Origin of the sequence: Streptomyces sp. H51 (assembly GCF_035656535.1) — a bacterium.
Classification (GTDB): Bacteria; Actinomycetota; Actinomycetes; order Streptomycetales; family Streptomycetaceae; genus Streptomyces.
Genome location: NZ_JAYMHD010000075.1, coordinates 260,790 through 273,787, shown reverse-complemented (window position 1 = coordinate 273,787; position 12,998 = coordinate 260,790). Strand labels below are relative to the sequence as shown.

The 12,998-nt window shown below is 70.8% G+C and carries 12 protein-coding genes; 10 read left to right on the top strand and 2 right to left on the bottom strand.

The features are described from left to right. The first annotated feature begins 78 nt into the window (after positions 1 to 78). The 3 genes from VKA29_RS27900 to VKA29_RS27890 all read left to right on the top strand — a co-directional run bounded on the left by VKA29_RS27900 (position 79) and on the right by VKA29_RS27890 (position 3,674). Complete coding sequence (locus VKA29_RS27900; RefSeq protein ID WP_324788750.1) at positions 79 to 1,827, top strand: site-2 protease family protein; 1,749 nt, start codon at positions 79 to 81, stop codon at positions 1,825 to 1,827. A 149-nt stretch (positions 1,828 to 1,976) separates the two neighbouring features. Beyond that, positions 1,977 to 2,879 carry a tRNA (adenine-N1)-methyltransferase gene (locus VKA29_RS27895; protein WP_014671696.1) on the top strand — a complete coding sequence of 301 codons (903 nt, stop codon included), beginning with the start codon at positions 1,977 to 1,979 and terminating at the stop codon, positions 2,877 to 2,879. 219 nt (positions 2,880 to 3,098) lie between these two features. Further along, a complete protein-coding gene (locus VKA29_RS27890; RefSeq protein ID WP_324788749.1) occupies positions 3,099 to 3,674 on the top strand; it encodes a hypothetical protein in 576 nt (191 codons plus the stop codon). A 58-nt stretch (positions 3,675 to 3,732) separates the two neighbouring features. Here VKA29_RS27890 and VKA29_RS27885 read toward each other — a convergent pair whose 3' ends face one another. Next, positions 3,733 to 4,053, bottom strand: coding sequence for a ferredoxin (locus VKA29_RS27885; RefSeq protein ID WP_324788748.1), 321 nt, complete (start codon positions 4,051 to 4,053; stop codon positions 3,733 to 3,735). Between the two features lie 243 nt (positions 4,054 to 4,296). On the opposite strand from VKA29_RS27885, the gene arc reads away from it, so the two are divergent. From arc to prcA, 6 genes are all read left to right on the top strand, one after another. Further along, positions 4,297 to 6,063: a proteasome ATPase gene (gene arc / locus VKA29_RS27880; protein WP_324788747.1), complete on the top strand. Its 1,767-nt coding sequence runs from the start codon at positions 4,297 to 4,299 to the stop codon at positions 6,061 to 6,063. Between the two features lie 241 nt (positions 6,064 to 6,304). Further along, positions 6,305 to 7,816, top strand: a complete 1,512-nt coding sequence (dop, locus tag VKA29_RS27875) for a depupylase/deamidase Dop (RefSeq protein WP_351899199.1) — start codon at positions 6,305 to 6,307, stop codon at positions 7,814 to 7,816. 165 nt (positions 7,817 to 7,981) lie between these two features. Next, positions 7,982 to 8,200, top strand: a complete 219-nt coding sequence (locus VKA29_RS27870; protein ID WP_121888496.1) for a ubiquitin-like protein Pup — start codon at positions 7,982 to 7,984, stop codon at positions 8,198 to 8,200. Positions 8,201 to 8,227: 27 nt separating this feature from the next. Then, entirely contained in the window at positions 8,228 to 8,854 is a 627-nt protein-coding gene (locus tag VKA29_RS27865; protein WP_324788746.1) for an endonuclease VII domain-containing protein, read from the top strand. Continuing rightward, on the top strand, positions 8,806 to 9,651 hold the full coding sequence (prcB, locus tag VKA29_RS27860; protein ID WP_324788745.1) for a proteasome subunit beta: 846 nt from the start codon (positions 8,806 to 8,808) through the stop codon (positions 9,649 to 9,651). Before VKA29_RS27865 ends, prcB begins: the two co-directional genes overlap by 49 nt. 62 nt (positions 9,652 to 9,713) lie before the next feature. Beyond that, entirely contained in the window at positions 9,714 to 10,484 is a 771-nt protein-coding gene (prcA, locus tag VKA29_RS27855; RefSeq protein ID WP_324788744.1) for a proteasome subunit alpha, read from the top strand. A gap of 60 nt (positions 10,485 to 10,544) precedes the next feature. On the opposite strand, the gene VKA29_RS27850 is transcribed toward prcA, so the two are convergent. Next, entirely contained in the window at positions 10,545 to 11,573 is a 1,029-nt protein-coding gene (locus VKA29_RS27850; RefSeq protein ID WP_324788743.1) for a LacI family DNA-binding transcriptional regulator, read from the bottom strand. 157 nt (positions 11,574 to 11,730) lie between these two features. Here VKA29_RS27850 and VKA29_RS27845 point away from each other — a divergent pair, with 157 nt between their 5' ends. Beyond that, on the top strand, positions 11,731 to 12,990 hold the full coding sequence (locus VKA29_RS27845) for an MFS transporter (RefSeq protein ID WP_324788742.1): 1,260 nt from the start codon (positions 11,731 to 11,733) through the stop codon (positions 12,988 to 12,990). Positions 12,991 to 12,998: the final 8 nt, after the last annotated feature.

Below are 12,998 nucleotides of genomic sequence, written 5' to 3'. Positions count from 1 at the left end.
GCCCCGACGGACGCATACCATCGACCAGAGACCCTTCCGCCCGGCAGGCGCGGGAGACGCTGCGAACGAGGGGACACCGTGGACGAGAGCGGCGGGAGCGGGCAGCCGCGCACCGGCACCGACGAGTCGGCCGACCACCTCGCGGGAACCGCGACCCCGGCCGACACCGACGGCGGCACCACGGCGGCCGACGACACGCAGACGCCGACGACGCGCCCCGCCCCCACCCCGACACCGGCCGGCGAACCCGCGGAAGCGGCACCGCCGTCCGGCGGCAACGGTGTCACCGCGCGGACCGAGGACGGGTCGCCCGCATCCGCGCCCCGGTCTACGGACACCCCGCAGCCGGACCCCGGCACCGGCGGACCCGCCCCCTCGGCCGGCCCGCCCGCCCACCCGGCAACCCTGGCCGAGCACCGCCCGGCCCCCGCCGAGGACGCCGCCGAGCAGGACCGCCCCTCCGGACACCGGCCGGACACCCCGCCCACCACCGGCGACCCGGCCCGAGGTGACCACCCGGCCCCCGCCGATCGCCCGGCCGCCGACCGCCCGGCCCCCGCCGATCGCCCTGCCCGCCCCGACCACCCGGCCGCCCCCCGCCCCACCAGGGCCGGGAGCCGCACGCCCGCGCACTCCGCGGGGGGAGGCGCCAAGAACCCGCCGCCGCAGCGGCCCGAGCCGCGGGGCGGACTGCTGATGGGACGCCCCTTCGGCGTGCCGGTCTACGTCGCGCCCAGCTGGTTCCTCGTCGCCGCCCTGATCACCTGGGTGTTCGGCGGGCAGCTCGAGCGCGTGCTGCCCGAGCTCGGCGCCGCCCGCTACCTGGTCTCCCTCTTCTTCGCGGTCGCCTTCTACGCCTCCGTCCTCGTCCACGAACTGGCCCACACGGTCGCCGCGCTGCGCTACAAACTCCCGGTCCGCCGCATCCAGCTGCAGTTCTTCGGCGGCGTCTCCGAGATCGAGAAGGAGGCCGAGACCCCCGGACGGGAGTTCGTGCTCGCCTTCGTCGGCCCGCTGCTCTCCCTCGTCCTGGCCGGCGTCTTCTACCTGGCCATGCAGCCCGTCGAGCCCGGCACCGTCCCCGGCGTCCTGCTCGCCGGCCTGATGGTCTCCAACCTGATCGTGGCCGTCTTCAACCTCCTGCCCGGCCTCCCCCTCGACGGCGGCCGCATGCTCCGCGCCGTCGTCTGGAAGATCACCGGAAAGCCCATGAGCGGCACCGTCGCCGCCGCCTGGGTCGGCCGCGCGCTCGCCGTCTCCGTCCTGATCGGCCTCCCGCTGCTCACCCAGTCCGGAGCGCTCGGCAGCAACGCCGAGGACAACGTCGGCATGGACACCGTCACCGACGCCCTGCTCGCCGCCATCCTCGCCGCGATCATCTGGACCGGAGCCGGCAACAGCCTGCGGATGGCCCGGCTGCGCGAGCACCTGCCGGAACTGCGCGCGCGCAACCTCACCCGGCGCGCGGTCCCCGTCGAGACCGACACCCCCCTCTCCGAGGCACTGCGCCGCGCCAACGCCGCCGGCGCCCGCGCCCTGGTCGTCGTCGACCCCGACGGCACCCCCCTCTCCCTGGTCCGCGAGGCCGCCATCGTCGGCGTGCCGGAACACCGCCGCCCCTGGGTCGCCGTCAGCGGCCTCGCCCAGGAACTGACCGACGGCATGCGCGTCTCGGCCGAACTCGCCGGAGAAGACCTCCTGGACGCCCTGCGCGCCACCCCGGCCACCGAGTACCTGGTGGTGGAGGAGACCGGCGAGATCTACGGCGTCCTGTCCGCCGCCGACGTGGAGCGCGCCTTCGTCAAGGCCATGGCCAGGCCCTCGTAGCGGCCCCCCGGCCCCCCGGCCCCCCGGCCCCCCAGCTTTCCGGCCCGCCGACCCGCCCGCCCGGCGGCCCCCGGCCGCCCCTCCCGGCGGCCCACCGGTCCACCCCCGCCGTGGTCGGCGGGGCCCGCAAAGGCCGGTAGGCTGTTCACATGTCCGAACCGACCGGTGCCGCCCGCAGGCGCGGGCCCTTCAAGGTCGGGGACCAGGTACAGCTGACCGACCCCAAGGGCCGCCACTACACGTTCACGCTCGAGGCCGGGAAGAACTTCCACACCCACAAGGGTTCCTTCCCGCACGACGAACTGATCGGCGCTCCCGAGGGCAGCGTTGTCCGCACCACCGGGAACGTCGCCTACCTCGCGCTGCGCCCCCTGCTCCCCGACTACGTCCTGTCCATGCCCCGCGGGGCAGCCGTCGTCTACCCGAAGGACGCGGGGCAGATCCTCGCCTTCGCCGACATCTTCCCCGGCGCGCGCGTGGTCGAGGCCGGCGTCGGCTCCGGCTCGCTCAGCAGCTTCCTGCTGCGCGCCATCGGCGACCAGGGCATGCTGCACAGCTACGAGCGCCGCGAGGACTTCGCGGACATCGCCCGGCAGAACGTGGAACGCTACTTCGGCGGACCGCACCCCGCCTGGCAGCTCACGGTCGGTGACCTCCAGGACAACCTGAGCGACACCGACGTCGACCGCGTCATCCTCGACATGCTCGCCCCCTGGGAATGCCTGGAGGCCGTCTCCAAGGCGCTCGTGCCCGGCGGCATCCTGTGCTGTTACGTCGCGACCACCACCCAGCTCGCCCGGACCGTCGAGTCCATCCGCGAGATCGGCTGCTTCAACGAGCCGACCGCCTGGGAGACGATGATCCGCAACTGGCACATCGAGGGCCTGGCCGTCCGCCCCGACCACCGGATGATCGGCCACACCGGCTTCCTCCTCACCGCCCGCCGCCTCGCCGACGGCGTCGAGCCGCCCATGCGCCGCCGCCGCCCCGCCAAGGGCGCCTACGGCGAGGACTACGCCGGCCCCAACGCCGACGGAGGCGCCGGCCGCTGAGGCCACCCGGCCGCGGTCAACATACGAGCGCCGCCGCGGAGTTCCCCGGCACACTCCGGAACTCCGCGACGGCGCTCGCGGGTTGACAGAACAGTACAAAGCGAGCGAACCCGCGCGGGGACCGCCCCGGCCGTGCCCCCCCGCCGTTCCTTCACACTGTGACGTGTGGCACGATGCAGGCCACCCCCACCGGCACAGCCCTCACAGGAGACACTCCTAGTGCAGCACTCCGCCGTCCCGGAACTGGCCCACACCCAAACCCGCCCGATCCACTGGCTCGCCACCGCCACGGCCGTGGCCGGCGTGATGGCCGTGTCCTCACTCCTGCAGCCCGGTTCGGCGACGGCGGCACAGCCGGCCGGTCACGACACCGAGGCCGTCCACGCGGCCACCCCGCCCGGCACCGCGGGCGTCGACTTCCCGATCACCTGCGGCCCGGTGAAGGCCGTGGTGCAGAAGAAGGCCACCGGGGACCTCGACGGCGACGGCAGGCCGGAGACCGTGGCCGTGGTGCACTGCGACGCCCCCATGGGCACCCCGCCCGACGGCGTGTACGTCCTCACCCGCGCCGCCCACGGCGACAAGGCGCGCGTGGTGGCCACCCTCGTCGACCCCCAGGACGGCGACACCGTCGGCGACCTCGCGGTGCGCGACGGAGCCGTCCTCGCCACCCTCCGCGGCTACTCGTCCGACGACGTGCCCCGCTGCTGCCCCGACCGGACCGACAAGGCGAAGTGGGCCTGGAAGGACGGCGCCTTCGTCCGCTCGACACCCGCCGGCACCCGGAGCGTGTGACCCGCGCCACCGGCGGCTGTGAGAAATCAGACAACCGTCACGCGAGGTGACACCCCTCTCACTCGGCGTCCGGGCCGTACACCTCCACCTTGTCCGAAACGCGCCGTACATGGATGCACTCGCCCGGACACTCCTTCGCGGAGTCCACCACGTCCGTCAGCAGCGGCAGCGGCACGGGCGCCGTGGCCCCGCTGTCCTGAAGCAGCTCGCCGTCGCCGCCCTTGACGTAGGCCAGACCGTCGATGTCCAGCTCGAACACCTCCGGCGCGTACTGGGCGCAGATGCCGTCACCGGTACACAGGTCCTGGTCGACCCAGACCTCCAGCGCCGCGCCGTCGGCACCGGCCACCTGCTGCACGGCCTCCTGCTGCACGCTCATGTCTCCTGCCGTTCAGCTGACGAGCCGACGGGAATCAGGCCAGCTCTGAAGGGTGTTGAACACTTCGACCCTACCTTCGCCCGCTTTCCAATCATGTTCGGTGGGTATTCCCCTGGCGTGAGGGAGAGCGCAAGGGTGAAGATCGGACACACCCCGACCGTCTTTGTGATCTAGGGGTTTCAATCGACACCCACCCAGGTAGGGTCTGGAAGCGTCCAGCTCCCCTTGGAGGAGGTGAGGACCGTGGCAGCCCACGACGACGACATGAACCGCGGCATCCGCCCGGGACGAGGGTCCGAGGACCCCGACGGGCAGATTGCCTACCTTGAGCAGGAGATCGCCGTCCTGCGACGCAAGCTCGCCGACTCTCCGCGACACACGAGGATTCTCGAAGAGCGGATCGTCGAGCTGCAGACCAACCTGGCCGGCGTGTCCGCGCAGAACGAGCGGCTCGCCAACACGCTCCGTGAGGCCCGCGACCAGATCGTGGCCCTCAAGGAGGAAGTCGACCGGCTCGCGCAGCCACCGGCCGGCTTCGGTGTCTTCCTGCAGGCCAACGAGGACGGCACCGCCGACATCTTCACCGGCGGCCGCAAGCTCCGGGTGAACGTCAGCCCCGGCGTCGAGCTCGACGAGCTCCGGCGCGGCCAGGAAGTGATGCTCAACGAAGCGCTCAACGTGGTCGACGCCATGGAGTTCGAGCGTGTCGGGGACATCGTCACCCTCAAGGAGATCCTCGAGGACGGCGAGCGCGCCCTGGTGCTCGGGCACACCGACGAGGAACGGGTGGTACGGCTCGCCGAGCCGCTGCTGGACGTCACCATCCGCGCCGGCGACGCCCTGCTGCTCGAACCCCGTTCCGGATACGTCTACGAGGTCGTCCCCAAGAGCGAGGTCGAGGAACTCGTCCTCGAGGAAGTCCCGGACATCGGCTACGAGCAGATCGGCGGCCTGGGCAACCAGATCGAGGCCATCCGCGACGCGGTCGAGCTCCCGTACCTCTACCCCGACCTGTTCAAGGAGCACGAACTGCGGCCGCCCAAGGGCGTCCTGCTGTACGGGCCCCCCGGATGCGGCAAGACGCTCATCGCCAAGGCCGTCGCCAACTCGCTGGCCAAGAAGGTCGCCGAGGTCACCGGCCAGGCCGCCGGCAAGAGCTTCTTCCTCAACATCAAGGGCCCCGAGCTGCTGAACAAGTACGTCGGCGAGACCGAGCGGCAGATCCGCCTCGTCTTCCAGCGTGCCCGGGAGAAGGCCAGCGAGGGCACACCCGTCATCGTCTTCTTCGACGAGATGGAATCCCTCTTCCGCACCCGCGGCTCCGGCGTCAGCTCGGACGTGGAGAACACCATCGTCCCGCAGCTGCTCGCCGAGATCGACGGCGTCGAGGGCCTGCAGAACGTGGTCGTCATCGGCGCCTCCAACCGCGAGGACATGATCGACCCGGCCATCCTGCGCCCCGGCCGGCTCGACGTGAAGATCAAGATCGAGCGTCCGGACGCCGAGGCGGCGAGGGACATCTTCGGGAAGTACCTCACCGAGCGCCTTCCGCTCCACGCGGACGACCTCGGCGAACACGGCAGCGACAAGGCGGCCACGGTCGAGAGCATGATCCAGACCGCCGTCGAACACATGTACGCCGAGTCCGAGGAGAACCGCTTCCTGGAGGTCACCTACGCCAACGGCGACAAGGAAGTCCTCTACTTCAAGGACTTCAACTCCGGCGCCATGATCGAGAACATCGTCGGCCGCGCCAAGAAGATGGCGATCAAGGACTTCCTCGACCACAACCAGAAGGGCCTGCGCGTCTCCCACCTCCTCCAGGCATGCGTGGACGAGTTCAAGGAGAACGAGGACCTGCCCAACACCACCAACCCGGACGACTGGGCCCGGATCTCCGGCAAGAAGGGCGAGCGGATCGTCTACATCCGCACCCTCATCACCGGAAAGCAGGGCGCGGACACCGGACGCTCCATCGACACGGTGGCGAATACCGGTCAGTACCTCTAAAAGTCAGGGCGGCTGCGGGTGCCCTCAGCGGGTACCCGCAGCCGAGTGCTTTCCGGGCCACTGCCGGAGCAAGACCAATGACGCAAATGATCTCCCCACCAGCGCAGAGCCGTTCTAGGCTCTTCGGTACCGGTACCGCCGAGTCGCGCAGTGCGGGGACGGGCACCGCACACGCACCGGAGCGCCAGCGGTATCTGAGCGCCGCCCCCGACCGAGGGCGCCGCCGGGCAAGGAGGGCCGCATGACCGTACGGCGAGTAATGGGCATCGAGACCGAGTACGGAATCTCCGTCCCCGGCCACCCCAACGCCAATGCCATGCTCACCTCGTCCCAGATCGTCAACGCCTACGCGGCGGCGATGCACCGGGCCCGGCGGGCCCGATGGGACTTCGAGGAGGAGAATCCGCTGCGGGACGCGCGAGGCTTCGACCTCGCCCGCGAGGCCGCCGACGCCAGTCAGCTCACCGACGAGGACATCGGCCTCGCCAACGTGATCCTCACCAACGGCGCGCGACTGTACGTCGACCACGCACACCCCGAGTACAGCGCACCCGAGGTCACCAACCCGCGCGACGCGGTCCTCTGGGACAAGGCCGGCGAACGGATCATGGCGGAGGCCGCCGAACGCGCGGCCCAGCTCCCCGGCGCCCAGCCCATCCACCTCTACAAGAACAACACCGACAACAAGGGCGCCTCCTACGGCACGCACGAGAACTACCTGATGAAGCGGGAGACCGCCTTCTCGGACATCGTGCGCCACCTCACGCCGTTCTTCGTCTCCCGCCAGGTGGTGACCGGCGCCGGCCGCGTCGGCATCGGCCAGGACGGACACGAGCACGGCTTCCAGCTCAGCCAGCGCGCCGACTACTTCGAGGTCGAGGTCGGCCTCGAGACGACGCTCAAGCGGCCGATCATCAACACCCGCGACGAACCGCACGCGGACGCCGAGAAGTACCGCCGCCTGCACGTCATCATCGGCGACGCGAACCTCTCGGAGATCTCGACCTACCTGAAGGTGGGCACGACCGCCCTGGTCCTGTCCATGATCGAGGACGGCTTCATCGCCGTCGACCTGGCCGTCGACCAGCCCGTCCGCACCCTCCACCAGGTCTCCCACGACCCCTCGCTCAAGCGACTCGTCACGCTGCGCAGCGGCCGGACGCTCACCGCGGTCCAGCTGCAGATGGAGTACTACGAACTGGCCCGCAAGTACGTCGAGGAACGCTACGGCGCCGACGCGGACGAGCAGACCAAGGACGTCCTGGCCCGCTGGGAGGACACCCTCAACCGCCTGGAACACGACCCGATGAGCCTGGCCGGCGAACTGGACTGGGTCGCCAAGCGGGAGCTCATGGAGGGCTACCGGCGCCGCGACAGCCTCGACTGGGACGCCGCCCGGCTCCACCTGGTCGACCTCCAGTACGCCGACGTACGGGCCGAGAAGGGCCTCTACAACCGGCTGGCCGCCCGCGGCCGCATGAAGCGCATCCTGACCGAGGACGAGGTCGACAGGGCCCGCACCAAGCCGCCGGAGGACACCCGCGCCTACTTCCGCGGACGCTGCCTGGAGCAGTACGCGGAAGACGTCGCGGCGGCCTCCTGGGACTCGGTGATCTTCGATCTCCCGGGCCGGGACTCGCTCCAGCGCGTCCCAACCCTCGAACCGCTTCGCGGAACGCGAAATCACGTCAAGGCGCTCCTGGACCGTTGCCGCACGGCGGAAGACCTGGTCAGGGTGCTGTCCGGCGGCTGAGCGGGTACCCGGGGCCGACCCTGTCCGGCAGGCGAGGCAGGGTGGAAAACCCGGCGCAAGGGAATCATGAAGGTGGTCCCCGGACGTTGAGGGAACAGCGGGGCCGATGTCGGACCCTGCTTGTAGGGTCTGATCAAGAACGTCGAACCGAGCGGGGTGAGGGTTATGGCGACCAAGGACACCGGCGGCGGACAGCAGAAGGCGACGCGTTCCACCGAGGAGGTCGAGGAGCAGGCGCAGGACGCGCAGGCGACCGACGACCTCAAGGAGCGCCACGAGAAGCTGAGCGACGACGTGGACTCCGTCCTGGACGAAATCGATGATGTACTCGAAGAGAACGCCGAGGATTTCGTGAGGTCCTTCGTGCAAAAGGGCGGAGAGTGAAGGTGAATCGGCCGTCCTTCCTTTGAAATGAAAGCGGCGAGGGAGAGGGTGACCGAGGAGCCGAACGCGAAGCGATGCAGGAAATGTGAGCGGGAGCTGCCTCCTGCGGCGTTTGCGCGAGACCGGAATCGGCGGGATGGACTCCAAGTGCACTGCCGGGAGTGCGTGGCGGAATACAGTGCCGCGTACTACCGGCGCCGCCGGGAGGCCATGGGCAGGGCCGTGCGGGAGAAGGTGGACGTCCCGGCCGGGCACATGCTCTGCCGGACGTGTGGTGAGGTCAAGCCCCACAGCGATTGGCATCGCAACGCGACCGCTTCCGACGGGCTGGCCACTCGCTGCAAGGCATGCCGGTCCCGGCGCGGGCGGCAGGACCATCTCAAGCGTCAGTACGGCATCACCGAAGCCGAGCGCGACGAGTTGATCGCCTCGCAAGGAGGCGTCTGCTGTATATGTCTGGCGGCTGTGCCCGAGCATGTGGATCACTGCCACAAGACGGGTAGGGTCCGTGGCGTACTGTGCTTCAGCTGCAATGCCGCACTGGGGCAGTTCAAGGATCGGCCCGATGCCATAAGGCGGGCTGCTGCTTACGTGGAAGGAATCGCGTGGAAGCCAACACTCGTAGCACCGGGCGTCTACCAGCTGCCTTCCTGACGCCGGGATCCTCGTCGTTCATGGACTTCCTCTCCGAGCACCAGCCGGATCTGCTGCCCGGCAGGCGGCAGCTGCCGCCCGTCCAGGGGGTGATCGAGGCGCCGCACGGCACGACCATCGTCGCCGTGACCTTCCCGGGGGGTGTGGTGCTCGCCGGTGACCGCCGGGCCACCATGGGCAACGTGATCGCCCAGCGCGACATCGAGAAGGTCTTCCCGGCCGACGAGTACTCGGCGGTCGGCATCGCCGGCACCGCCGGTCTGGCCGTGGAGATGGTGAAGCTGTTCCAGCTGGAGCTGGAGCACTTCGAGAAGGTCGAGGGGGCCCAGCTCTCCCTGGAGGGCAAGGCCAACCGCCTGTCGACCATGATCCGTTCCAACCTCGGCATGGCCATGCAGGGTCTGGCCGTGGTGCCCCTCTTCGCCGGTTACGACGTGGACCGGGAGAAGGGCCGCATCTTCTCCTACGACGTCACGGGCGGCCGCTCCGAGGAGCACGGCTACGCGGCCACGGGTTCCGGCTCGATCTTCGCGCGCGGAGCGATGAAGAAGCTCTTCCGCGAGGACCTGACCGAGGAGCAGGCCACCACGCTGGTGGTGCAGGCTCTCTACGACGCGGCTGACGACGACTCGGCGACCGGTGGTCCCGATGTCGCCCGCCGGATCTACCCGATCGTCACCGTGATCACCGAGGACGGTTTCCGCCGTCTCACCGAGGACGAGTCCTCCGTCATCGCCCGCTCGATCCTGGAGCGGCGGCTGGAGCAGCCCGACGGCCCGCGGGCCGCGCTGCTGTAGCCGGCGGCCGGGCTCCTTATCAAGGTGATCCTGTGACTTCGACAGAAAGGGACGGATAACCGGTGTCGACGCCGTTCTATGTCTCACCCCAGCAGGCGATGGCCGACCGGGCGGAGTACGCCCGCAAGGGCATCGCCCGTGGCCGCAGCCTGGTCGTGCTGCAGTACGCCGACGGCATCGTCTTCGTCGGCGAGAACCCGTCCCGCGCGCTGCACAAGTTCAGCGAGATCTACGACCGGATCGGCTTCGCGGCCGCCGGCAAGTACAACGAGTACGAGAACCTGCGCATCGGTGGTGTGCGCTACGCCGACCTGCGCGGTTACACCTACGACCGTGACGACGTGACCGCGCGCGGTCTCGCCAACGTCTATGCCCAGACGCTGGGCACGATCTTCTCCTCGGCGGGCGAGAAGCCGTACGAGGTGGAGTTGGTGGTGGCCGAGGTCGGCGAGACGCCGGACGGCGACCAGATCTACCGGCTGCCGCACGACGGTTCGATCGTGGACGAGCACGGCTCGGTCGCGGTCGGCGGCAATGCCGAGCAGATCAGCAGTTACCTCGACCAGCGGCACCAGGACGGCATGAGCCTCGCCGAGGCTCTGAAGCTCGCCGTGCAGGCGCTGTCGCGTGACACGAACGGCACGCAGCGGGAGATTCCCGCCGAGCGGCTGGAGGTCGCGGTGCTGGACCGGACGCGTCCGCAGGCGCGCAAGTTCAAGCGCATCGTGGGCCGTCAGCTCTCCCGGCTGCTGGAGAGCGGTGGCGCGTCCGCCGAGGCGGGGAGCTCGGAGGGCTCGGAGGGCTCCGAGGCCGCGGGTTCCGAGGAGGAGTAGGCCCGCCCCGTCCCGTTCCTCGTGTGCCCCGGCCGGTTCTGCGGCCGGGGCACAGGGCGTTCAGGAGGTGCTCGGCGGCGCCGTGGAGCCCCGGACGACGAGTTCGACGGGGATGTCTCCCGGTTCCGGTGTGCGGCCCTCCAGTACCGCCAGCAGCGCCCGCATGCCGTGTTCGCCGAAGAGTTCGGCGTCCAGGCGGACGGTGGTCAGTTCGGGGTCGAGGGCGGTGGCCAGGGCGAGGTCGTCCAGGCCGGTGACGGAGACGTCGTCGGGGACGCGCAGGCCGAGCCGTCGCAGGGCCTTGTAGGCGCCGGCCGCCATTTTGTCGTCGTCGCAGACGAGCGCCGTGGGCCGGGGGCCGGGCCGGGACAGGGCGGTCTCGGCGGCGGTCAGGGCGGCGTCGATGGAGATGGGCGCGCGGGCGGTGTGCAGGGTGGTGCCGGGGGCGGCGCGGACGCGGGCGGCGAGTTCGCGCGCGCGGACCTCGAAGGTCCAGGAGGGTACGTCGGCGGCCAGGTGCAGGAAGCGGCGGTGGCCGAGGCCGAGGAGGTGTTCGGCGATCTGCCGGACGCCGTCGGCGATGTCCAGGTTGACGGTGGCCGCGCCGAGGCTGCCGGCGGGGTCGCTGTCGAGCATCACGAGGGGCAGTTGGTCGCCGCGGATGGCGGTGAGGGCGTCGGCGGTCATGGAGGAGGCGATGACGCCGTCCACGGCGGCCTGGGCGGAGGCGAAGGGGTCGGGGATGGGGGCGGCCCGCAGGGGCCTTCCTTCGGGGGACGGGTAGAGGACGACGCCGAAGCCGTGGCCGGCGGCGACGCGGGCGGCGCCGGTGTAGACGCCGGCGAAGAACTCGGTGGTCAGGACGGGCACGACGAGGAGGACCGTGCGGGTGCGGCCGAGGCGCAGGTTGCGGGCGGCGAGGTTGGGGCGGTAGCCGAGGTCGCGTGCGGCCTGTCGTACCCGCTCGGCGGTGGGTGCGGAGACGCGGCCGCGCCATTTGTCGCCGAGGACGAGGGAGACGGCCGCCTGCGAGACCCCGGCTCGTTGTGCGACGTCACGGCTGGTCGGGCGGGTGCTGCTGGGTGCCACCGTGGGTCCGCTCCTCTTCGATCCGGTCTGTCCGGTTGTCCGGCTCGTCCGCGGCGGGCCGGCCGGCTCGCTCCGGCCGGCTGCCGTCTGGACGGGTGAACAGCGGACATGGTACGTATGGGCACTCGACGTTATACGTAACACTTGGAGGCTGGGCATGGCCGCGGGATACCTGGAGATCCTCAGGGCGAAGCATGCGGCCCGCCTGCTGACGGGCACGCTGGTGGGCCGTCTGCCCAACGCGACCGCCGCGATCGCCCTGGTGCTGTTCGTGCGCGCCGAGGGCGGTACGTACAGCCTCGCGGGCGTCCTGGCGGCGGTGTACGGCGTCGCCAACGCCGTCGGACAGCCGGTGCTGGGCCGGCTGGTGGACCTGTACGGGCAGCCGCGGGTGCAGTTGCCCGCGGCCGTCGTGTCGGCCCTGGCGATGGGCGCGTTCGCCTTCTCGGGCACCGATCCGCTGCCGTTCGCCTGCGCGGCCGTCGCGGCGGCGGGCCTGTTCACTCCGCCGCTGGAGGGCGGTCTGCGGGCCCTGTGGCCGTCGGTGCTGCGGCGTGAGGAGCAGGTGCACACGGCGTACGCGATGGACGCCGTCGCCCAGGAGGTCATGTTCACCGTCGGCCCGCTGCTGGTGACCCTGTGCGTGTCGCTCTGGTCGGAGCGGGCCGCCCTGCTGGTGCTGAACGCGGTGGGTGTCCTCGGTGCCCTGTCCGTGGTCTGCTCGCCGCCCTCGCGTGCGTGGCGCTCGGCGCCGCGGGAGGCCCACTGGCTGGGTGCCCTGCGTTCACCCGGTCTGCTGGCGCTGCTGGGCGCGTTCCTGTTCGTCGGTGTCGCGCTGGGTTCCATCACGGTGGCCTGTGTGCCGTACGCGGACGGTCACGGCGGTGACGCCGTGTACGGCTGGCTGATGGCGGCCCTGGGGCTCGGCGCGCTGCTGGGCGGCACGGCGTACGGCGCGTGGCGGTGGACGGGGGAGCCGGCGCGCCGGCTGCAGGGGATCGTGGCCCTGCTGGCGGTGTGCTATCTGCCGTTGACGCTGATGCCGGGCGCGGTCGCCATGGTGCTGCTCACCGTCCTGGCGGGGGTGTTCCTGGCGCCCGCGATCGCCTGCGCGTTCGTCCTGGTCGACCGGCACGCGCCGGGCGGGACGCTCACCGAGGCGTTCTCCTGGCTGGTGACGACGATCACCGTGGGGGCGTCGGTCGGTACGGGGGTCGCGGGGCCGGTCGTGGAGGCGGGCGGGGCCCTGTGGGGTTTCGCCGTTCCGGGTGCCGCCGGGGGAGTGTCGCTGTTCGTTCTGCTGGTCACGAGGCGGCTGCTGACGGGGCCGGTGGGGCGGGCTGTTGTTGCGGCTTCAGCTGAAAATGATCCAAACCGTGCTGTCGAACCCCGTTTCAGCTCAGGGGATCGGGCGTAATGTTCAGT

Coding starts and splice junctions, on each gene's coding strand:
- VKA29_RS27895 (WP_014671696.1), top strand. CDS start 1,977: ATGTCCGAACCGACCGGTGCCGCCCGCAGGCGCGGGCCCTTCAAGGTC.
- VKA29_RS27885 (WP_324788748.1), bottom strand. CDS start 4,053: ATGAGCGTGCAGCAGGAGGCCGTGCAGCAGGTGGCCGGTGCCGACGGC.
- dop (WP_351899199.1), top strand. CDS start 6,305: ATGACCGTACGGCGAGTAATGGGCATCGAGACCGAGTACGGAATCTCC.
- VKA29_RS27870 (WP_121888496.1), top strand. CDS start 7,982: ATGGCGACCAAGGACACCGGCGGCGGACAGCAGAAGGCGACGCGTTCC.
- VKA29_RS27865 (WP_324788746.1), top strand. CDS start 8,228: ATGAAAGCGGCGAGGGAGAGGGTGACCGAGGAGCCGAACGCGAAGCGA.
- VKA29_RS27845 (WP_324788742.1), top strand. CDS start 11,731: ATGGCCGCGGGATACCTGGAGATCCTCAGGGCGAAGCATGCGGCCCGC.